The organism is Natronomonas moolapensis 8.8.11 (genome assembly GCF_000591055.1).
Classification (GTDB): domain Archaea; phylum Halobacteriota; class Halobacteria; order Halobacteriales; family Haloarculaceae; genus Natronomonas; species Natronomonas moolapensis.
Genome location: NC_020388.1, coordinates 2,217,031 through 2,238,803, shown reverse-complemented (window position 1 = coordinate 2,238,803; position 21,773 = coordinate 2,217,031). Strand labels below are relative to the sequence as shown.

The window sequence follows — 21,773 nt, the reverse complement described above, 5'->3', positions numbered from 1 at the left end:
TCGAGTTCGAATTCCGTACTCTTTCGCCGGGCTTATTACGATGTGCGGACTCCGATCGGATAATGCCAGACGAGGACCGCACTATTTTGCTCATCGGCAGCGGGCCGATACAGATCGGACAGGCGGCGGAGTTCGACTACTCGGGCGCACAGGCGTGCCGGGCGCTGAAGGAGGAGGGTGCCCGTGTCGTCCTCGTCAACTCGAACCCGGCGACGATCATGACGGACCCCGAGATGGCCGACAAGGTCTACGTCGAGCCGATCACCACGGAGGCCATCGCGGAGGTCGTCCGCAAGGAGGAACCCGACGGCGTCATCGCGGGACTCGGGGGCCAGACCGGCCTGAATGTCACCGCCGAACTCGCGGAGGAGGGTGTCCTAGAGGAGTACGGCGTCGAGATCATGGGAACGCCGCTGGACACCATCTACGCCACGGAGGATCGAGACCTCTTCCGCGAGCGCATGAAGAAGATCGGCGAACCCGTCTGTCGCTCCGAGACCATCTCGGAGATGGCGGAACTCGAGGACGCAGTCGAGTCCGTCGGCGGCCTGCCGGTCATCGCCCGCACCGCCTACACGCTCGGTGGCTCCGGCTCGGGCGTCGTCGACGACATGGACGAACTCCGCGAGATCGCGCGCAAAGGGTTTCAGCTCTCGCGGAACCACGAGGTCCAGATCACTGAATCGATCGCCGGCTGGGTCGAGTTGGAGTACGAGGTGATGCGCGACGCCGACGACTCCTGTATCATCATCTGCAACATGGAGAACATCGACCCGATGGGGATTCACACCGGCGAGTCCACCGTCGTCACGCCCAGTCAGGTCATCCCCGACGAGGCCCACCAGGAGATGCGCGACTCGGCGCTGAAGGTCATCCGCGAGCTGGGCATCGAGGGCGGCTGCAACATCCAACACGCCTGGCGCGACGACGGCACGCCCTCCGGGGAGTACCGCGTCGTCGAGGTCAATCCCCGCGTCTCGCGGTCGTCGGCGTTGGCCTCGAAGGCCACGGGCTACCCGATCGCCCGCGTCACGGCGAAGGTTGCGCTGGGCAAGCGCCTCCACGAAATCGACAACGAAATTACGGGCGAGACCACCGCCGCCTTCGAGCCGGCGATCGACTACGTTGTCACGAAGGTTCCCCGGTGGCCGAAGGACAAGTTCTCGAACGTGGCGTTCGAACTCGGGCCGGCGATGAAATCCACCGGCGAGGCGATGTCGATCGGCCGGACGTTCGAGGAGTCGCTGTTGAAGGCGCTTCGGTCCTCGGAGTACGACCCAGCCGTCGAGTGGACCGAGGTGGGCGACGCCGAACTCGAAACGGCGTACCTCGAACGGCCCACTCCCGATCGCCCTTACGCGGTCTTCGAGGCGTTCGACCGCGGCTACGCCCTCGATGAGATCCAGGATCTGACGGGGATCTACGAGTGGTACCTCGAGCGCTTCGGCCGGATCGTCGAGGCCGCCGAGGCCGCGCGGAACGGCGACTACCAGGCCGCCGCCGACGTGGGCTTTACCGACCAGGAGATCGCCGCCATGGCGGGCGACGAGTTCACTGACACCCACGCCTCCTGGATCCCGGCCGAGCGCGCCGACCCGGGGACCGAGACCGGACACCCGGTCGAGACCGACGGAGCGGGCGCGACCGTCGACGACATCGAGGCCGAGACCTCCCGGCGGACGTACAAACAGGTCGATACGTGCGCCGGCGAATTCCGCGCGTCGACGCCGTATTACTACTCGGCGCGGGAGCCACCGACGGGGCGCGGCAACAGCGAGGTCCAGATCGACCGCGACACGGAGAGCGTCGTCGTGGTCGGGGGCGGGCCCATCCGGATCGGCCAGGGCGTCGAGTTCGACTACTGTGCGGTCCACGCCGTCCGTGCCCTCCGGGAGGTCGGCACCGAGGCCCACGTCGTCAACAACAACCCCGAGACGGTCTCGACGGACTACGACACCTCTGACGGCCTGTTCTTCGAGCCGATCACGGCCGAAGAAGTCGCCGACGTCGTCGAGGAGACCGGAGCCGACGGCGTGATGGTCCAGTTCGGCGGCCAGACCTCGGTCAACGTCGGCGAACCGCTGGAGGCCGAACTCGACCGGCGCGGGCTCGACTGTGAGATCCTCGGCACGTCCGTCGAGGCGATGGACCTCGCCGAGGACCGCGACCGGTTCAACGTCCTCATGGACGAGTTGGGGATCAGCCAACCGGAGGGCGGCACGGCCACGAGCGAGGCCGAGGCGCTCGAACTCGCCCACGAGATCGGCTACCCGGTCCTCGTGCGACCGTCCTACGTCCTCGGCGGCCGGGCGATGGACGTCGTCTACTCCGACGCGGAACTCACCGAGTACATCGAGGAGGCGGTCCGGGTCGCCCCGGACAAGCCGATCCTCGTCGACGACTTTCTCGCGGACGCGGTCGAACTCGACGTGGACGCGGTCGCCGACGGCGAGGACGTCCTCATCGGCGGCATCATGGAGCACGTCGAGGCGGCCGGCGTCCACTCGGGCGACTCGGCGTGTCTGATCCCGCCGCGGTCGCTGTCGCAGGACGTCCTCGAGCGCGTCCGCGAGGTCACACTCGAGATCGCGCGCGCCCTCGAGACGGAGGGACTGTTGAACGTCCAGTTGGCGGTCCGGGACGGCGAGGTGTACGTCTTGGAGGCCAACCCCCGGTCGTCGCGCACCGTCCCGTTCGTCTCGAAGGCGACGGGTGTCCCGATCGCGAAGCTGGCGGCGAAGGTCATGGCCGGCCAGTCGCTCGAGGAACTTCGGACCCACGAGCAGGTCCCCGAGCACGTCTCGGTGAAAGAAGTCGTGCTCCCGTTCGATCGGTTGCCGGGGTCGGATCCCCGGCTCGGCCCGGAGATGAAATCGACCGGCGAGGTGATGGGGACGGCCCGCTCGTTCGGCAAGGCGTACCTGAAGGCCCAATCGGCCACCGACAAGGCGATCCCGACCGAGGGGACGGCGATCGTCGACCTCGAGACGCTGCGGGGGATGTCCCAGAAGAACGAGGACATCACCGACGTCCGAGAACACGCCGAACGCCACTTCGACGTCAAAACGACGGACGACTTCGAGGACGTCACGGCCGCGTTACGGGACGGCGAGGTCGACGTCGTCTTCTCGCGGGATCGCGACGTCCTCGAGATCGCTGTCGAGGAGGGGATCACCTACTTCTCGACGGTGCCGAGCGCGCGCGCGACGATGGAGGCCATCGAGACGCGCGAGGAACCGCTCGACGTGATGGCGCTCGGAGAGCGCCCCACCGAGCGGCGCAACTGGGGCGAGTAGGCCATCCCGGACGCGCGCGGTAGATCGCACGACGGCCGGAACACGCCGGGCCGCGCTGTCGCCCGCCCGCCGCTCCCCCCGCTGCCGGCGCTCGACGGTGTCACGGTACCTCGGCGCACGCCGCGTGGCAGTGAGGTACTTTCAAGAGCCGCGACGGTGAAACTCCGGGCTAGAGATGAATATCGCAGACATCGCCACCGATGAGTTCGTCCAGGTGGATAGCGACGAGCGGCTCGGGAAGGTCAGGTCCGTCTTCGAACGGGAGAACCCCAAAGGGATCGTTGTGACCGACGAAGAAGAGTACGCGGGCGTGATCACGGAGCGACAGCTGCTCCAATCGCACATCGAGGACGACGCAAAGGCGAACGTCCTCGCTCGGAGCAACGTCCCGCGGATCGGCCGAGACGAGGACGTCCGCGACGTCGCCCGGATGCTCGTCGAGGGCGGCACGAAGGTCGCCCCCGTCTTCGAGGGCGAGACGCTCTGGGGTATCGTCACCGAGGACGCGATCCTCGAGGCCGTCCTCGAGAACCTCGAGGTGCTCACCGTCGATCAAATATACACCGACAGCGTCGTTACCCTCCAGGAGGACGACCACCTCGGCAAGGCGATCAACTACCTGCGCGAGAACGACATCTCCCGGCTTCCCGTCGTCAACGAAAACGGCCGGCTGGCCGGGATGGTGACGACACACGACATCGCCGACTTCGCGGTCCGGACGATGGAGCGCCAACAGAAGGGCGACCGCTCCGGCGACACCGATCGGATGTTGGATCTGCCCGTCTACGACATGATGAACGCCCCCGTCGAGACGATCACCGGCGAGGAGACGGTCAAAACCGCCGTCGAGCGGATGTTCGAGAGCGGCTACGCCGGCTTGGTCGTCACGCCCGACGGGGACGATACGTCGGTCGCCGGCATCCTCACGAAGACCGACGTGCTCCGTGCGCTGACGTTCACCGAGGAACAAAGCATGGACGTCCAGATCACGAACATCGACTTCCTGGATACGGTCTCCCGCTCGGACATCCAGGACGCGATCGCGGAGGTCGTTGACAAGTACCAGGACATGCAGGTCCACCACGCCCACGTTCGGCTCAGCGAGCACAAAGAGCGGCTTCGAGGGACACCGCTGATCCACGCCCAGATTCGCCTCCGGACGAACCGCGGGCAGATCGCCGGCACCGGCGAGGGGTACGGCTCCGATACGGCCTTCCGGGTCGCACTCGACAAACTCGAGCGGAACGTCCTCGAGCTGAAGGGGATCAGGGCCGACAAGGAGTACGAGGGCCAACTGCTTCGGAAGCTCGACGAGCTGTAGCGGGCGGCGTTTCGCGTTCTGTTTCGACCGTGGCCGGGCGGGAACGAAAGACAGAGGCATCGACGCCGGACACGGAAGCCGTCAAATACGGAAGCCGTCGGACACGGACGATTCCGGTTCGAAAAGACGCGTCGGTCAAAACCGGACGCGACGCGTCGCGATGCGCTCAGTCGTCCTCGATCAACTGTTCGATGACGCGTGGGGGCATTCGCTCGCGCATCTCCTCGGAAAGGGTTTCGGGACCCCGCGGGGACGCCGGCGGAGTGGTCGGCCCGAGTTCGAATCCGGACCCAAAGAGCTGCAGTGCGGTACTGATCGTCGACCAGTCGTCGTTCTCGGCGGCGTCGCGGATGCTTTGTGTCGGTGCCGAGAGGAGCTGTCCGACGAGGGCGTCCGCCATCGACTCGAGGATTTCGCGTTCGGTTTCGGAGACGCCCGTTTCGGACTCGCTCTCGAGTTTCGAGACGGCGGTTCTGAGTTCGCGGCTCTTGATCCGTTCGGCCCCTTCGTACATCGCCGCGACGACCTGGTCTGCGCGTTTGCGCTTGTACTGGGTCAGAAGGCGTTCGAGTTCCTCGTCGATCATCGTCTCGACGACCTCGGCGGCCTCGCGGCGCTTCGCTTTGGTCTCGCCGGTCATCGTTTCGATCGCGTCGAGGTCGTATACGGAGACGTCCTCGAGCGAAGCCGCCTCGGGCGCGACGTCGCGGGGCTGTGCAATGTCGACGATACAGGTCTCGCCGACGGTTTCGAGGTCGGTGGCGTCGATCACGTGCTCGTGGCTTCCGGTGGCGGAGACGACGACGTCGGATTCGTCGGCGGCGACCGAGAGCGCATCGAGGCCGACGACGGAGGTTTCGCTCTCGAGTTGCTTCGCGAGGCGTTCGGCGTTCGGGAGCGTCCGGTTTGCGATCACGACCCGGCTGGCGGGTTCGTCGAGCGCCTTCGCCGCCAGCGTCGCGATCTCGCCGGCCCCGACAACGAGGGCGGTCGCGTCCCCGAGACCGTGCTCGTCGTCGGCGAACCGAACCGCGGCGGAGCCGAGCGAGAGTGCGCCCTCGTTGATCGCCGTCTCGCTTCGGGCCCGCTCGCCGACGTGGATCGCCTTCAGGATCGCGTCGTCGAGTGTCGGCCCGATGGCGCCGGCGCCGCGGGCGTCCTCGTAGGCGTCCCGGAGCTGGCCGATGATCTGGTCTTCGCCCAAGACGAGCGATTCGAGGCCGCACGCGACCGACATGAGGTGTCTGAAACTCTCCTCGTGGTCGAGCTCTCGGACGGCCTCGGGCGCGACGCCGTCGACGTACGTCGACAGTGCCTCGCGGGCCGACGCCGCGGTCTCGGAGACGACGTACGCTTCGGCCCGGTTGCAGGTCTGGAGGACGAACGCCTCGAGGACCTCGGTCTGTCCGAGCAGCGATTCGACGGCCGCCCGCCCGGAGTCCGCCGCGACGGTCTCGATCTGCTCGACGCTCGCGTGGCCGTATGAGACGCTGACGCCGGCGACGATCTCCGATTTTGATCCCGTTGTCACGACTTCTCACCCAACGCCGCGTCGACGACGGCGTCAACTGTTTGTCGAGCGTTGGAGACACCCGTACCTAAATCCTTCCAAACCCTCGGCGACTGGACGGCGGCCCGAACGGCACGACGGCGGCGGGCCGGGTCGACGCCGCGGGCTTTCAGCTCCGATCGAACGTCGGCGGTTATCGCCGCGAGTTCGCCCGCGCCGTCGAGTTCGCCCTCGATCCGCTTGCGGAGTTCCTTCGAGAGGGCGGGGCTGGCTCCGCCGGTCGAGATCGAGACTGCGACGCCGCCGTCTCGGACAGTCGCGGGGACGACGACGCCGCCCGGGCCGCGCTCGCCGGAGTGATCCGCCCGGTTTATGAGCGTTCCGCGGTTGCGGGCTTCCCGTTCGACCGCCTCGTTCACCGGATCGACGTCCGTCGCCGCGACGGCGAGTGCGGGGTCGGTCCGGTCGAACCACCCGGCAACGGTCCCGGCATCCGGGGCGGCCCGGACGAGTTCCGCCTCGCCGTAGCCGTCGGCCGCGAACTCGGGACTGACGACGACGACGTTCGCCTCCCGGGCGAAGCGTCTGGCCTTCCGGGCACCGACCGGACCGCCGCCGAAGACGAGAACCGTCTCATCGGTGAAGTCGTGATAGAGCGGAATCATGCTACTCCGTGTTGGCGTCGGCGCGTTCGTCGAGTCGGATCCCGGTCTTTTTGAGTATCTCCGTCGAGAACAGCGAATCCCAGTCGTCGGAGCCGACGTCCCAGTGGCGCTCCATCGTCTCCTTTACCTGCTGGATCCGCTGTTCGCTCTCCTCGTCGCTTCGGCCGTGCGTCATCGCGAAGAAGTTGTACGGCCACACGCCCTCGTGTCTCGGGCGCTCGTAGCAGTGGGTGACGAAGTCCAGACCGGCGACCTCAGGACCGACGACGTCGAGTTTCTCGTCGGGGACGTCCCAGACAGTCATCCCGTTCTCCGTGTATCCGAGCGCGTAGTGGTTGGGGACGACGCCGACGCGTCGGATCTTCCCGGCGGCGTCGAAGCGTTTGATCGTCCGGAGGACCCATTCGACGTCGGTTCCGAGGGCCTCGGCGACGTCGGCGTAGGGGGTCTCGGTGATCGGTAACCCGCCCTGAATCTCGACGACGAGGTCGCGTTCGTCGGGAGTCAACGCCCCCGACTCGGCCGGTTCGACGGTGGGACCGAGCCCGGAGCGATCGAGGTCGCCGTCGGGAAGCGGCCCGTCGAGGAGGAACTTCGCCTCGACGCGGAACTCCCGTTGTTTCGGGAGGTTGTACGTCTCCTGTCCGGTCTCGGCCTCGATCCCGTCGAGGACCGCCTCGATCGCGTCGGCGTCCGCGACCGAGACGACGAACCACATGTTCAGGTGTGGGTGTTCGCGCCGGTAGTTGTGAGCGACCTCTCGGCGGGCGTTGACCGCCTCGGCGATCTCCTCGAAGCGCTCTTCGGGGGCGTGCATGGCGACGAGCGTCGCCGCGCCGCCGATCTCCGCGGCGTTTATCAACGCGCCGAACCGGGTCAGGACGCCCTCGTCGTCGAGCGTTCGGACCCGCTCGAGTAGTTCCGCCGCTGTCACGTCTACACCGCGATCCCGGAGGGCTGCCGCGGCGGGTTCGAACGGGCGTTCGACGACCGGAAAGCCGCCCTGATAAGCGTTGACGACGGCGCGGTCGATCCGGTCCAGCCCGGCGGTTTGACTCATTAGACGTAAATAGGGCGTCCCCGAAATAAGCCCCTCGCTCGATCCCAGCCCTCCGGACAGCTTCGCGTGTCTGTTAATTTATAATTAGCCACCGGATCGTGGACGTCAATTTAAGTAGGCGCTCCCGGATCGTGGAGTTCACCTCGGGTAGCTGGCCCCGAATTGTGGACGTCTGTCCGCAGACGTGTATAAACGATCCGTCGGGCGGCGGTAGGAAAACGCACACCGAGGGCCGGACTCACTGCGATTCGAGGAGGCCGTACGTCGACTCGAGGTGGTCGATGATCCAATCGACGGTCGAGGGATCGTAGGTCCAAAAGCCATAGAACGACCGGGGGTCGCGTTCCTCGGCGAGGAGCGCACACTTGTTGACGTCGACACCGGCGCCGTCGTAGGCGACGAACCACGACCGCTCGATCTCGTCGCTTCGTTCGACGTGGATCGTGAGGTCGGTGTCGTGTTCGGGAACGTCGGCGTCGGGGACGGCGTAGGCGTGGACGTTGAGGCTGCCCTTCTGAGCGAGTTGCTCGTAGATGTTCATCTGTCCCGAGAGAATCGAGAGCTTCTGGAACCCCGAGTGCAGCGTCCCCTTGCCGACCCGCCAGGCGCGGTCCTCGATCTCCCGGGAGGCCGCGACCATCTGCTCGATGTCGTAGGAGGTAAACATCGTCTCGTCGAGGTGATCGAGGATCGGGCGGTAGGCGTCGCCATCGAAGCCCGGTTCGGTCCGTTCGTTCCCGTCGTCGAGGACACTCTCGATGTCGGCGGCCGCGACGAACTCGTCCTCGTCGGCGAGAACCGTGAACGCGTCCGGCTTCCCGCTCGGCGTGTGCTCCCCGGAGACGGAGACGTTCCGGTCGTGGAACTGCTCCCGGAGGACGCCGATGGTCCCCTCGTCGGCGTTGAAGACCGTAAGCGTCTTTTCGTGGCCCTCGACCCCGGCGATGAGTTCGGTAAGAGACATTCCCTTCAACCGGATGCACGACAGTATCACTAATAAGCCTGTGGCCTCCATCGGAGCAAAAGCTCCCCGGGGATCGCCCCGAGCCGGTCGCCACCGAGGGCCGAATCGACGGGCTCTCTGGAGGCGTCAGAGACGAGCAGCGTCGGCCGGCCGGAGACCACAGTTGGTGGGGTTCTTTGTTCGTTCGGCGCGAGGCGTTTCGTATGCGCGCAGCGATCTACCGTGGTCCCGGAGAGATCACCGTCGAAGAGGTTCCCCGCCCCGAACTCGAGTCCTCGACCGACGCCGTCGTCCGCGTCACCCACACCGCGGTCTGTGGGTCCGATCTATGGTTCTACCGGGGGGACAGCGACCGAGAGGTCGGCTCCCGCGTCGGTCACGAGCCGATGGGAGTCGTCGAAGCCGTCGGCGCGGACGTCCGGTCGGTCGCGCCCGGCGATCGGGTGTTCGCGCCCTTCCTCGTCAGCTGCGGCGCCTGTGAGTTCTGTCGGAAGGGGCTACACACCTCCTGTGTCAACGGGGACTCGTGGGGCGGCGACAACGGCGGCGGGCAGGGCGAGTACGTCCGCACACCGCACGCCGACGGAACGCTCGTTCGGGTGCCCGACCGCCACGCCGACGACGAGGACACGCTCCGGTCGCTGTTAGCCCTGACGGACGTGATGGGGACCGGCCACCACGCCGCCGTGAGCGCCGGCGTCGAGGCCGGATCGACCTGCGTCGTCGTGGGCGACGGGGCGGTCGGACTGTGTGGTGTCCTCGCCGCACGCCGCCTCGGTGCCGAGCGGATCGTCGCCCTCGGCCACCACGAGGACCGACTCGACCTCGCCGCCGAGTTCGGCGCGACGGAGACGATACACGCCCACGGCGAGGAGGCCATAGAACGGGCGAGGGAGACGACCCATGGCGGTCCGAATCACGTCCTCGAGTGCGTCGGCGCGGCCGCCTCGATGAACGCGGCGATCGATATCTGCCGGGACGGCGGCACCGTCGGCTACGTCGGCGTCCCCCACGGGGTCGAAGACGGGGGCCTCGATCTGTTCGGGCTGTTCGGCGGCAACGTCGCCCTGCGCGGTGGGGTCGCGCCGGTTCGCGCCTACGCCGAGGAGCTAATGGCCGACGTGCTGGCCGGAACGCTCGACCCGAGCCCGATCTTCACGCAAACTGTCGACCTCGACGGCGTTCCGGAGGGGTATCGTGCCATGGACGAGCGGGAGGCGATCAAGGTGTTGGTGAAACCACACGGAAACGAGTGAGGCCGCGCTATGCCACCGTATTAATACAATTATATCACGATCAATGTATGCCATTGTGTAGCAAATACTTTTATTGATGCGCTCTGAATGATTTTCAACGCCCATACGGGCGCAGTGATAGCCAATGACAGAAGAAATAGTCTGGCGAATCGCGGGCGGTTCCGGCGACGGGATCGACTCGACGAGCCAGAACTTCGCGAAGGCCCTGATGCGATCCGGGCTGCACGTATTCACACACAGACACTATCCCTCCCGCATCCGTGGCGGCCACACCTACGTCGAGGTCCGGGCGTCGCCGGAACCCGTAAAATCCCGCGGTGACGGCTACAACTGCCTGCTCGCGCTCGGTGACTCCTTCGCCAGGAACCCACAGGAGGACGCCTACTACGGCGACGAGGAAATGAAGCCGATCGTCGAAAACCTCGACGAGCTCCGCGAGGGCGGCGTCATCGTCTACGACGAGGGACTCGTCGACATCGACGCCGTTCCCGACTTCGAGGAGCGCGTAGAAGAAAACGACTGGCACGTCTATCCGATGGACCTCCGTGCTCGAGCCCGCGAGAAGGGCCGCGAGGTCATGCGCAACACGGCGGGCGTCGGCGCGACCGCTGCCCTCCTCGAGTACGAACTCGACAATATCAAGCACCTGATGTCGGATGCGATGTCCGGCGACGTCCTCGAAACGAACCTCGAGATTCTCGAGGACGCCTACGAGGACGTCCAAGGAATGGAGTTCAGCCACGACCTCCGGATGCCGACCGGCGAGCACGACGAAGAACAGGTGTTGCTCTCGGGGAGCAACGCCATCGCCTACGGCGCTCTCGACGCCGGGTGTCGGTTCATCTCGGGGTACCCGATGACGCCGTGGACCGAAGTGTTCAGCCTGATGAGCAAATACCTCCCGAAGGTCGGTGGGATCTCCGAACAGGTCGAAGACGAGATCGCCGCGGCCGCGCTCGCGCTCGGTGCGTCACACGCCGGCGCGAAGGCGATGTCCGGCTCCTCCGGGGGCGGGTTCTCGTTGATGACCGAGCCGCTCGGGCTCGCCGAGATGACCGAGACCCCGGTCGTCCTCGTCGAGGCGATGCGGGCCGGCCCCGCGACCGGGATGCCGACGAAGCCCGAACAGAGCGACCTCGAACACGTCCTCTATGCGAGCCAGGGCGACTCGACGCGAGTCGTTCTCGCGCCCAGTAACATCGAGGAGGCCTACGACCAGACACGCGCCGCCTTCGAGATCGCCTACGACTATCACGTCCCGACGATCGTCCTCTACGATCAGAAGATCGGGGGCGAACTCAGAAACGTCGACGAGTCTTTCTTCGATCGTGAGCCCGCTCCGGACCTCGGGGCGACGCTCACCGAGGAGGAACTCGCCGAGGCGGCACACCACTCCGCCGGGAAGTTCAACCGTTACCAGCACGACCCCGGCGAGAAGGGCGTCTCGCCGCGGTCGATCCCCGGACAGAAGGGCGGTCGGTTCCTCGCCGAGAGCAACGAGCACACCCCACAGGGGCACATCTCAGAGGACCCCGGAAACCGGACCGCGCAGGTCGATCGCCGCCTCGGTAAGCACGACTCGATCCGAGAGCAGCTCAACGACGCCGACGGGAGCCACCAGACCACCCACGGCGACGACGACGCTGCGTACGGCATCATGACCTTCGGCAGTCAGCAAGGCACCGTCGAGGAGGCCGTCGACGAACTCAACGACGCCGGCTACAGCGTGAAGTCGATGGGGGTCTCCGACCTGATGCCGTTCCCGGAGGCCGAGGTGACCGAGTTCCTCGAATCCGTCGACGAGTGTCTCGTCGTCGAGATGACGGCCAGCGGCCAGTTCCGCGGGCTCGTCCAGCGCGAGCTGGGCCGGTTCGGCCCGAAGATGCACAGCCTTCTGAAATACAACGGCAACCCGTTCGAGCCGGCGGAAGTCGTCGACGGGTTCCGGTCCGTCCTCGAGGGTGACGAGCCCGCGACGACGACGAGGTTCGTCCCGGCGGCAGGTGATTGATCATGAGCGCGTTCAACGCAATCGACGCGGATCGAGATGTAGAGCGAGACGAGTACACGCCCGGCATCGAGCCACAGGCGACGTGGTGTCCCGGCTGCGGTGATTTCAGCGTCCTGAAGGCGCTGAAGGGCGCGATGTCCGAACTCGGCAAGGACCCAGAAGAGATCCTGCTCGTGACCGGGATCGGCTGCTCGGGCAAGCTCAACAGCTACTTCGACAGCTACGGGTTCCACACGCTGCACGGCCGGGCGCTGCCGGTCGCGCGGGCGGCGAAGCTCGCGAACCCCGACCTCGAGGTCGTCGCGGCGGGCGGCGACGGCGACGGCTACGGAATCGGCGGCAACCACCTCACCCACACGGCCCGGGAGAACCACGACATCACCTACATCGTGTTCAACAACGAGATCTTCGGGCTGACGAAGGGCCAGACGTCGCCGACGAGCCCGAAAGGACACGAATCGAAGACCCAACCCCACGGTTCCGCGAAGGACCCCGTTCGGCCGCTGTCGACGTCGCTCACCGCGGGCTCCTCGTACGTCGCCCGGACGGCGGCGGTCAACCCCAACCAGGCCCAGGAGATCCTCGTAGAGGCCATCGAACACGACGGATTCAGCCACATCGATTTCCTCACGCAGTGTCCGACTTGGAACAAGGACGCAAAGCAGTACGTCCCCTACATCGACATCCAACAAAACGACGACTACGAGTTCGACGTCACGAACCGCCCCGAGGCGGCCGAAATGATGTACGAGACGGAACTCGCGGTCCACGACGGGGAGATCCTGACGGGCCGGTATTACCGCGACGACGAGCGGCGCTCCTACACCGAAGAGAAGCAGGCGATCGGCGAGATACCCGAGGAACCGCTCGCCGAGCGCTACCACGACGACGACTACGAGTGGGAGCGCACCTACGATATGATCCTCGACGCGCACAAATAAGCCTCGTCCGCGTCCTGTTTTCGTCTCTGTCCCGTTCGTCGAACTACCAGCAGAACACGGCGGTCACCCGGGGATTTACCGGAGCGCGCAACGACTGATCTGCTGATGCGTCTTCACTGGCACCGGCGGGACTTGCGACTCGCTGACAACCGCGGCCTCGCAGACGCGCCCGAGCGGCCCGTCGGAGTGTTCGTCTTCGACGAGGCAGTGCTGGAGCATGCGGGAGCGTCCCGTGTGGCGTTTCTACTCGACGCGGTCGGGGCGCTGCGTGCGGCCTACCGCGAGCGCGGATCCGAACTGCTCGTCCGGGCGGGCGATCCCGCAAGTGTCGTGCCCAACCTCGCGGCCGATCTGGGTGCTGAGTTCGTCTCGTGGAACCGCGACTACTCGGGGCTGGCGAGCGAGCGCGACGAGCGCGTGGACGACGCGCTCGAGAACGTCGATGCGACCCCCCAGAAGTTCCACGACGCCGTGTGTCACGAACCCGGATCGATCACGACGAACGCGGGTGACCCGTACTCGGTGTTCACCTACTTCGGTCGGAAATGGCGCGACCGCGAGAAGGACGACCCCCGGCGGATTCCGGAGACGGCCCCGGCGGCCGACCTCGGCGTCGCCCCGGGTGCGATCCCGACGCTATCGGATCTGGGGTTCGACGCACCGGCGGCGGAGGTTCCGGCCGCCGGCACGGATGTCGCACGAACGCTACTCGAGTCGTTTCTCGACGACGACGTCTATCGATACGAGGAGTCTCGCGATTACCCCGCCGAGGAGTGTACGTCCCGGCTCTCGGTGCACTTGAAGTTCGGGACGATCGGGATTCGCGAGGTCGACAAGCGGGTCAGAGACGCCCTCGAGAGCGCCTCCGGCGAGCGCCGCGAGTCGGTCGCGGAGTTCCGTTCGCAACTCGCCTGGCGGGAGTTCTACACCCACGTCCTCTACTTCAATCCCGACGTCGTCACAACGAACTACACGTCCTACGAGAACCCGATCGAGTGGGAGAACGACGACGACCTGCTGGCGGCCTGGAAGCGCGGCGAGACGGGGTACCCGATCGTCGATGCGGGGATGCGACAGTTGCGGGCGGAGGGATTCATGCACAACCGCGTCCGGATGATCGTGGCCTCATTTTTGACGAAGGACTTACTGATCGACTGGCGCCACGGCTACGAGCATTTCCGGGATCTGCTGGTCGATCACGACACCGCGAACGACAACGGCGGCTGGCAGTGGGCGGCCTCGACGGGCACCGACTCCCAGCCGTACTTTCGGATCTTCAACCCGATGACGCAGGGCGAACGCTACGATCCCGACGCGGCGTATATACGGGAGTACGTGCCCGAACTCGAGGGCGTCGATCCCGACGTCGTCCACTCGTGGCACGAACTGACGCCGACCGAGCGCGCGAACGCGGCCCCGGAATACCCGGAACCGGTCGTCGAGCACAGCGAGCGCCGCGAGCAGGCGCTGTCGATGTTCGAGCGCGCCCGCGGCGAGTCGGACTGAGACGGCGCGGCGTACGTCGTTCGTGGCGAGCGTCGGTTGTCGGCGGCCGTTCGGCTCGTGTCACCGATCCGAGACGGTTACTCGTCGAACGTCTCCCAGTCGGCGGTCGTCCCGAGGATGTCGGCGAGGGACTCGACGGCTCCCCGGAGCTCCTCGATCTGTCGCCGTTGCTCCTCGATGACTGCTTCGAGATCGGTGACCTCCGCTTCGATCGTCTCGGTTTGGTGCTGTTCGACGTCCGCGATCGTCCCCGCGAGCTCTTCGACCCAGTCGGTCAACTCGACGACCTCGGTCTCGGAGGCCATCGCCGATTCGTCGGGGTCGATGAGCATCTGTCGATTCGAGAGGATGGCCTCCGAGACGCTTTCGGTGCCGTCGGGCAACTCGATCGTCAACGGGTCGGGCGAGATCACGTCCTCGGGGTCCGGGGTCGCGGCGTCGGCGTCCGTCGCGGCCTGATCTGTCGGATCGTCAACCGGGTCGGAGGTCGTCGAGGGGTCGGACGTGGCGCTCGGGTCGGAAGTCATAGTTGTCTATAGCAGCCTACCGGAATATAAATACGCAGGCCGCGTCAGACGCACGGCATACCGCCGGTCCCGACGGCTGCGGGCCGAACCGATGGCTTGGCAGTTCCGCCGCTGTTTAATTACCCATCATATAGTGGCGTGGTACCACACCTACATGAAGTTTTAACAGGATCGCGGAAGTGTAGTTGTAGTAGAGGTCGATATAAATGTCCGAACATTCCAACCCCGAACTGCCGCCGCTCCCCTACGAGTACGATGCTCTCGAACCGTCCATCTCCGAGCAGGTGGTGACGTGGCATCACGACACCCACCACCAGGGCTACGTCAACGGTCTCGAGGCCGCCGAGGAGACGCTGGCCGAGAACCGCGAGGCCGGCGAGTTCGGTAGCTCCGGAGCCGCCATCAGGAACGTGACCCACAACGGCAGCGGCCACTATCTCCACACGCTGTTTTGGGAGAACATGGATCCCAACGGCGGCGGCGAGCCGTCGGGCGAACTCGCCGACCGCATCGAGGCGGACTTCGGCTCCTACGAGGGCTGGAAGGGCGAGTTCGAGGCCGCCGCAGGTGAAGCGAGCGGCTGGGCGCTGCTCGTGTACGATCCGGTCTCGGACCAGTTGCGCAACCTCGTCGTCGACAAGCACGACCAGGGCGCACTGTGGGGTAGCCACCCCGTCCTCGCACTCGACGTGTGGGAGCACTCCTACTACTACGACTACGGTCCCGACCGCGGGAGCTTCATCGACGGCTTCTTCGAGGTCGTCGACTGGGACAACGTCGCCGAGCAGTACGAGAAGGCCATCCAGCAGTAGCCGTAGTCACACCGACGATTTTTTTCGACGCCGCGACGGGGAGTCGAAACGCCGCACTGACAGCGGTTGCGTCCCCGGCCGTTCGAGACGGTCGGCTTGGAAGCGGAACGAACCGACCCGGAAGGTCAGACACATATGCCCCTGTGCCGTTTGATCGGGCACGATGGCCCCTCTTCAGGCCGGCGGGGCGCTCGCGACCCCGCTCGGGCTCCTCGGCCTCGCGGCGCTCGTCCCGCTCGTCGTGTTGTACCTCGTCCGTCCCGATCCCCAGCGGTACGACCTCCCGACGGTCGAGTTTCTCACGGCGGGCGACGGCGACAGCAGCAGACAGCGGCTCCGCGATCGGTTCCGTATCTCGACGGTCTTTCTGTTGCAGGCGCTGGTTCTCGTTGCGATCCCGCTCGCGCTGGCCGGGCCGCAGGTCCCACTCCCTGGCGGGGCCACCGGCGAGACGGTCGTCGTACTCGACACCAGCGCGAGCATGGCGACGACCGACGGGGATTCGACGCGGTTCGAGCGTGCCGTCGGCGCCGTCGAGGGCGCGACCGGCGACCGGACGACGCTCGTCACGTCCGCCCCCGATCCGTCGATCGAGATCGCGGATGGCGGCCGGGACGCGACGGCCACAGCGCTGTCACAGGTGTCCGCGACGGACACCGAGGGCGACCTCAGGCGGGCGATCAGGGTCGCCGCCGACGCCCACGAGGATCCCCGCCGGATCGTCGTCGTCAGCGACTTCGTCGACGGCACCGACTGGGAGGCGGCCGTCGAGAGCGTCCGGGCGGGCGGCAACGAGGTCGTCCTGCGCCGGACCGGGGGCGGCGGACGGGACAACGTCGGGATCGTCGACCTGTCGGTGACGGCCACGGAGGCGACGGCGGTCGTCACGAACGGCGGCGAAACGGAGCAGACGCGCGACGTATCCCTCGGGGGCGACACCGAGACGGTCACGCTTGGTCCCGGCGACGTGACCGAGGTGACGCTTCCAATTCCGCCCGGCGGCGGGGCGTTGCGGCTCTCGCCCGGCGACTCCTTCCCGACTGACGACGTCGCGTACGTCGGCGCCCCGTCGGATCGCGAGATCGACGCCCTCGTTGTGACGAACGACGAGAACGCCTACCTGACGACGGCGCTGGACGTGATGGGCGAAGTCCGGGTCGATGTCGCCGAACCGCCCGTCAACGACGCCCGCGGCTACGACGTCGTCGTGTTCAGCAACGTCGACCCCGAACTGGTCCTCGAGGGGACGATCGCGGACGTGCGCAGGGAGGTCGAGGACGGGGCCGGCGCCGTCGTCCAGAGCCAACCAGACATCGCCGAGGTCGGGTACGGCGGGCTGTCGCTTCTCGATCCCGGCGAGGTCGGCGTCCAGACGGACGTCCGGACGGTCGAGTCCCACCCGATCGTCGACGGGGTCGGATTCGTCCCCGCGAGGGCGTACGTCTCCGGCGACCTCCGACGCGGAACGGCGCTCGCGGTGGCCGACGACGGCAGCCCTATGATCGCGGTCGACGACGTCGGGGCGGGGCGGGCAGTGTACTACGGGTACATCGAGGACGACTCCGCGTTCAAATTCGACTACCGCTACCCCGTCTTCTGGCGGGGCGTGATGACGTACGCCGCCGGGCGGACGCCGATCGAGGAGCTGAACCGCGCGAGCGGCGGGACGATCGAGTTCGGCGGCGAAACGACCGTCGAGACGCCGGGCGGGACCGTCGAGACGGCCCGGCTCGAGACGACCCGGGTCGGATTCTACTCGGCCCCTGGGGAGCGCTACGGCGTCAGTCTGCGCTCGCCGACGGAGTCGGACGTCGTCTCCGAACCGATCGAGGCGGAGACGGGGACGCTCGAGACGGGAGCGACGCCGCGGTCGCTCACCCCGTGGCTCGCACTCGTCGCATTGCTCGTCGGCGTGCTCGAACTCGGCTACCTGAAGTACCGGGGGGAGCTGTGATGCTCCTTGCCGGTCTGCAGGCCGGGGCCGGGGTCGCCGGCATGGCGCGGGGCGTAGCCGCCCTCGGCGCGGTCGGCTTCGAGCGGCCGCTGTTTTTCCTCGCACTCCCCGTTGCGCTCGCCGCCGTCGCCGTCCTGTTCTACTGGAACGTCGGGTCGGGAGCGCCGACGGGCCGAACGCGGACGCTCATGATCGCCACGCGGGTTCTCGTGGCCGTCCTGTTGGTCACCGCGGCGGCCGGTCCCTACGTGGTCGACGTCAGCCGCTCCGCCGGCGAACCCGAGGTGCAGCTCCTCGTCGACGACTCGGAGAGCATGGACGTCTACGATGTGGACGCCGAGTCGATCGCCGAGTCGATCGAGGCCGAGGGCGTTCCGGTCCGGCGGACGACGGTCGCCTCCGGGGCGTCCTCGCCTATCGGGGACGAGGTGCTCCGGAGCATCGAGGCGGGATCTCACGTCGTGTTGCTCTCCGACGGACGGGTGACGGAGGGGCGCAACCTCGGGTTCGCAGTCGACGTCGCGGCCGAACGCAACGCCACGATCAGCGCGCTCCGAGTCGACCCGGCGCGCCCCGAACGGCTCGTCCGGGTCGAGGCCCCCGAAACCACGACCGCCGGGGCCGAAGAGTCGATTCGCGTCAGCGTCGGCGGCGTGGGAGAAACGGACGCGACGCTCACCGTCACGGTCGACGGCGAGCAAGTGCGCGAGGAGACGGTATCCGACCCTACGTCGATCGAACTCGAACACACCTTCGAGAAAGCGGGCGACCACCGGATCGAGGCGACGATCGACGCCGACGACGGCGGGTTCGACAGAAACACCGTATTCCGTCGGGTCGTCAGGGTCGTCGAACCCCCCGAAGTGCTGTACGTCTCCCGGGTCGATTACCCCCTAGAGACGTACCTCGGGGAACTCTACGACGTGACCCGCGCCGAGTCCGTGCCGGATCGCGACGCCTTAGATCGGTATCACGCCGTCGTGATCCAGGACGTCGCGGCCGGGGACATCGGCGACGTCGGCGCGCTCCAGTCGTACGCGGCCGACGGAAACGGGGTCGTCGTCGCCGGGGGCAACAACGCCTACGGCCGCGGCGGCTACGCGTCGTCGTCGATCGCGACGATGCTTCCCGTCCGCTTCGACGAGGCGATCGGCGGCGACGACGTCGTGCTCGTGGTCGACGTCTCCGGCAGCGCCGAGGAGACGATGCCGCGCATCAGGGGGCTCTCGCTCGATATCCTCGAACAGATCGGCGACGAGAGCCGCCTCGGCGTCGTCGCCTTCGACAGCAGAGCGCAGGTCGTCTCGGAACTCCGCCCTCTCGAGAGCGAGCGCACGGAGTTGCAGGCGACGATCCGACGGCTACAGGCCGGCGGCGGCACGGACATCGGGGCCGGGTTGCGCGCGGCCGGTGGGCTGCTCGAGGGAGACGGCGAGGTGATCCTGATAACGGATGGGGTCGACGACTCCGAGCAGGCGCTCGTCGCCGCTGAGGAACTCGCCGCCGAGAACGTGCGGGTGACGGGCGTCGGCTTCGGCTACTGGAGCGACGACGACCGCCTGGCCGAGATCGCGGGGGCGACCGGGGGGACCTACATCCAGCCGGACGAGACCGAGCGCCTCCGGCTGTTCTTCGACAGCGGCGCGGCCCCGCCGGAGGCCGACTCGCTGGTCGTCGTCGACCGCACGCACTTCATCACCGACGGCGTCGAGACGGAGTCGGATCCCACCTCGGCGAACGACGTCGAAGCCCGGGACGGCGCCCGCCTGCTCGTCACGACGAGCGAGGGCGATCCGGCGGTCACGAGCTGGCGGTTCGGGCTCGGGCGCGTCGTTTCTGTGACGGCCTACGACGCCGACGGGAGCCTCGGAGGGCTGTTGTCGCCGCCGGACGCCGAACTCACGACGCGGTCGGTGAACTGGGCCATCGGCGACCCCCGGCGGAAACGGACCGACGTGGCCTCGGTCGACGACACGAGCCGTGGCGCGGAGACGAGAGTCGTCTACCGCGGGGCGACCCGGCCGACGGGAACGGATCTGGAGTTCGTTCGGACCGACACCGAACGGTTCGAGGCCACGTTCACGCCGGAGGCGGTCGGCTACGACTCGGTGCTCGACGCCGGGTACGCCGTGAACTACGCCGCCGAATACGGGGCGGTCGGGCAGGCGTCGGCGGTCGAGGCGGCGATCGACCGGACCGGTGGGCGGGCCTTCGATCCCTCCGAGGCGGCCGCCATCGCCGAGTTCACCCGGAGCGAGGCGACCCGCGAACGCGCGATCCAGCGTCCGTTCGGATGGGTGTTGCTCGCGATTGCGCTTTTCGTCTACCTCGGCGAGGTCGCCGCGCGTCGCCTGGGGGAGATATATGACGCCGGAGATACGACATCGTAGCGATGGGATACATCGGCGGCCACATCGACACGACGGTACTCATCGCCCTGCTCGTTGCGGCCGGTGGGCTGGTCGGTACGACCGCGGTGTACCAGGCCGCGAGTTCGGAGCTGCAGTCGACGAACGCCGACCTGGAGGCCGAAAACGAGGACCTTCGGGCGGAGCTGGAAGCGACCGAGGCGACACTCGAGTCCCGCGAGCGGGAACTCAACCAGACCCAATCGACCCTCGAGACGAGAGAGCAGGACCGCGAGCAGCTGCTCAACCAGCTCGACGAGACCGAGGCCGAACTCGAATCGACCGAATCGGAACTGGCGGCGACCGAGAACGACCTCGCCGAGGCGGAGGCGGAGCTGCGTCGGGCGGAGTCGGAGCTTCAGGAGACCCAAGACGAACTGGCCGATGCGAGGGCGCGAGCTGACGAGTTGGAGGAGGAGAAGGAAGATTTGCAGGAGGAGAGGGATAATTTGCAGGACAGGGTCGATGATCTCGATGATGAGGTTGAGAGGCTTAGAACACAGATCGAGGAGAAGAACGATAAGATCGATGAGTTAGAAAATAGCCAGAATGGATCATGAGTGAACCCCAACAACAGGCAATCAATTCCGACCGCGGGCCACACCCCCGCGAGGAGCTGCTCGCGGCCGTCTCCGAGATCGACCGGGAGGCCAAGAAGGCGGCGTTCCTGCAGGCCGCCCTCGACGCGATGTTGGTCTTCGTCCTCGTCCGGCTGGCGCTCCGGCTCACCCCGGTCGGGGGCAGTTGGGGGACGCTCGTCTCGGTGCCGTTGCCGGGCGGCATCGCCGGCGCGCTCGGCGGGGTCGGCATCGTCTTCCCCGATCCCGTCCCCGTCTCGGCGGCCGGCGTCGCGGCTGTCCTGACCGCGGTGTCGTGGTTCGTCGCCGACGCCTTCCTCCGGCACGATCGACTCGGCGTCGAGCGGTTCGAGTCGGACAACCCGGTCGTCGATGAGGCGCTCCGGACGGCCAGGGATACCGCCAAATCCGACGCCGACAACCCCGTAGCGACGGCGCTCTATCGGGACGTGCTCGGGCGGCTGAAAGACACCTCCAGCCGGGCGTTCCTGCAGCGTCGGCAACTCGTCGCCGTCGTGGCCGGCATCGCGCTCGTCAGCGCCGCGACCGTCGGCGTGGCGGGACTGGGGCTGTCGTCGATCGGTGCCGGCGGCGACGCGGACGTGGGGGCGGTCGGGGGTGCCGGCGGCGGCGCTGGCGGCGGTGCGGGCGGCGAGTCGTCCGGCTCGGGCGGGGGGGCGGACCTCCTCGGCGAGGCGGGCGAGGTCGAGCGCGGCACGGACGATCGGTCGCTCCAGCTCCGCGGTGAGGGCGAGGGAGGGGCCGGCGGGGGCGGCGACTACAGCGGCGGCTCCTTCGAGGCCGACCCGGGAAGCGTCGAGGCTTCCCGCGCGGCGTTCAGCGAGGAGGAGCGCCCCGAGGAGGCCGAACTCGTGCGGGCCTACACCGAGCGGATCCGAGGCGGGGACGCCGATGAGTGAAAACCCGCGGGCGGGCACGGGCGTCGGTGGCCGAACGACCGGGA

Annotated in this window: 16 protein-coding genes; 11 read left to right on the top strand and 5 right to left on the bottom strand. The window is 67.2% G+C overall.

Annotation, left to right across the window (positions count from 1 at the left end; translation table 11 throughout):
• The first annotated feature begins 59 nt into the window (after nt 1-59).
• Complete coding sequence (carB, locus tag NMLP_RS10780; RefSeq protein WP_152024135.1) at nt 60-3,296, top strand: carbamoyl-phosphate synthase large subunit; 3,237 nt, start codon at nt 60-62, stop codon at nt 3,294-3,296.
• 175 nt (nt 3,297-3,471) lie between these two features.
• Nucleotides 3,472-4,617 (top strand): CBS domain-containing protein, encoded by a 1,146-nt coding sequence (locus NMLP_RS10775; RefSeq protein WP_015410148.1) that lies wholly within the window; start codon nt 3,472-3,474, stop codon nt 4,615-4,617.
• A gap of 166 nt (nt 4,618-4,783) precedes the next feature.
• Here the strand turns inward: NMLP_RS10775 and hemA are convergent, their stop codons facing one another.
• The 4 genes from hemA to NMLP_RS10755 all read right to left on the bottom strand — a co-directional run bounded on the left by hemA (nt 4,784) and on the right by NMLP_RS10755 (nt 8,816).
• Nucleotides 4,784-6,148 carry a glutamyl-tRNA reductase gene (gene hemA, locus NMLP_RS10770; RefSeq protein WP_015410147.1) on the bottom strand — a complete coding sequence of 455 codons (1,365 nt, stop codon included), beginning with the start codon at nt 6,146-6,148 and terminating at the stop codon, nt 4,784-4,786.
• Nucleotides 6,145-6,792, bottom strand: a complete 648-nt coding sequence (locus tag NMLP_RS10765; RefSeq protein ID WP_015410146.1) for a precorrin-2 dehydrogenase/sirohydrochlorin ferrochelatase family protein — start codon at nt 6,790-6,792, stop codon at nt 6,145-6,147. The genes hemA and NMLP_RS10765 overlap by 4 nt, the downstream gene beginning before the upstream one ends.
• A gap of 1 nt (nt 6,793) precedes the next feature.
• Nucleotides 6,794-7,852, bottom strand: a complete 1,059-nt coding sequence (gene ahbB / locus NMLP_RS10760; protein WP_015410145.1) for a siroheme decarboxylase subunit beta — start codon at nt 7,850-7,852, stop codon at nt 6,794-6,796.
• Nucleotides 7,853-8,090: 238 nt separating this feature from the next.
• Entirely contained in the window at nt 8,091-8,816 is a 726-nt protein-coding gene (locus NMLP_RS10755; protein ID WP_015410144.1) for a DICT sensory domain-containing protein, read from the bottom strand.
• A 203-nt stretch (nt 8,817-9,019) separates the two neighbouring features.
• On the opposite strand from NMLP_RS10755, the gene NMLP_RS10750 reads away from it, so the two are divergent.
• The 4 genes from NMLP_RS10750 (at nt 9,020) to NMLP_RS10735 (ending at nt 14,530) form a co-directional block, all read left to right on the top strand.
• Nucleotides 9,020-10,072: a zinc-dependent alcohol dehydrogenase family protein gene (locus NMLP_RS10750; RefSeq protein ID WP_015410143.1), complete on the top strand. Its 1,053-nt coding sequence runs from the start codon at nt 9,020-9,022 to the stop codon at nt 10,070-10,072.
• Nucleotides 10,073-10,196: 124 nt separating this feature from the next.
• Nucleotides 10,197-12,083, top strand: a complete 1,887-nt coding sequence (locus tag NMLP_RS10745; protein WP_015410142.1) for a 2-oxoacid:acceptor oxidoreductase subunit alpha — start codon at nt 10,197-10,199, stop codon at nt 12,081-12,083.
• A 2-nt stretch (nt 12,084-12,085) separates the two neighbouring features.
• On the top strand, nt 12,086-13,024 hold the full coding sequence (locus NMLP_RS10740) for a thiamine pyrophosphate-dependent enzyme (RefSeq protein WP_015410141.1): 939 nt from the start codon (nt 12,086-12,088) through the stop codon (nt 13,022-13,024).
• A 105-nt stretch (nt 13,025-13,129) separates the two neighbouring features.
• Nucleotides 13,130-14,530 carry a cryptochrome/photolyase family protein gene (locus NMLP_RS10735; protein WP_015410140.1) on the top strand — a complete coding sequence of 467 codons (1,401 nt, stop codon included), beginning with the start codon at nt 13,130-13,132 and terminating at the stop codon, nt 14,528-14,530.
• Nucleotides 14,531-14,607: 77 nt separating this feature from the next.
• Here the strand turns inward: NMLP_RS10735 and NMLP_RS10730 are convergent, their stop codons facing one another.
• A complete protein-coding gene (locus tag NMLP_RS10730; protein WP_015410139.1) occupies nt 14,608-15,057 on the bottom strand; it encodes a hypothetical protein in 450 nt (149 codons plus the stop codon).
• 206 nt (nt 15,058-15,263) lie between these two features.
• Here NMLP_RS10730 and sod point away from each other — a divergent pair, with 206 nt between their 5' ends.
• The 5 genes from sod (at nt 15,264) to NMLP_RS15470 (ending at nt 21,729) form a co-directional block, all read left to right on the top strand.
• Entirely contained in the window at nt 15,264-15,869 is a 606-nt protein-coding gene (gene sod, locus NMLP_RS10725) for a superoxide dismutase (RefSeq protein WP_015410138.1), read from the top strand.
• Nucleotides 15,870-16,032: 163 nt separating this feature from the next.
• On the top strand, nt 16,033-17,823 hold the full coding sequence (locus tag NMLP_RS10720) for a vWA domain-containing protein (protein WP_015410137.1): 1,791 nt from the start codon (nt 16,033-16,035) through the stop codon (nt 17,821-17,823).
• Nucleotides 17,823-20,213 (top strand): vWA domain-containing protein, encoded by a 2,391-nt coding sequence (locus NMLP_RS10715; RefSeq protein WP_015410136.1) that lies wholly within the window; start codon nt 17,823-17,825, stop codon nt 20,211-20,213. The genes NMLP_RS10720 and NMLP_RS10715 overlap by 1 nt, the downstream gene beginning before the upstream one ends.
• Nucleotides 20,214-20,215: 2 nt before the next feature.
• Complete coding sequence (locus tag NMLP_RS10710; protein ID WP_015410135.1) at nt 20,216-20,791, top strand: hypothetical protein; 576 nt, start codon at nt 20,216-20,218, stop codon at nt 20,789-20,791.
• The gene (locus NMLP_RS15470; protein ID WP_015410134.1) at nt 20,788-21,729 is read left to right on the top strand and encodes a DUF7502 family protein; all 942 of its coding nucleotides are present in this window, start codon (nt 20,788-20,790) and stop codon (nt 21,727-21,729) included. Before NMLP_RS10710 ends, NMLP_RS15470 begins: the two co-directional genes overlap by 4 nt.
• The last annotated feature ends 44 nt before the right edge of the window (nt 21,730-21,773 follow it).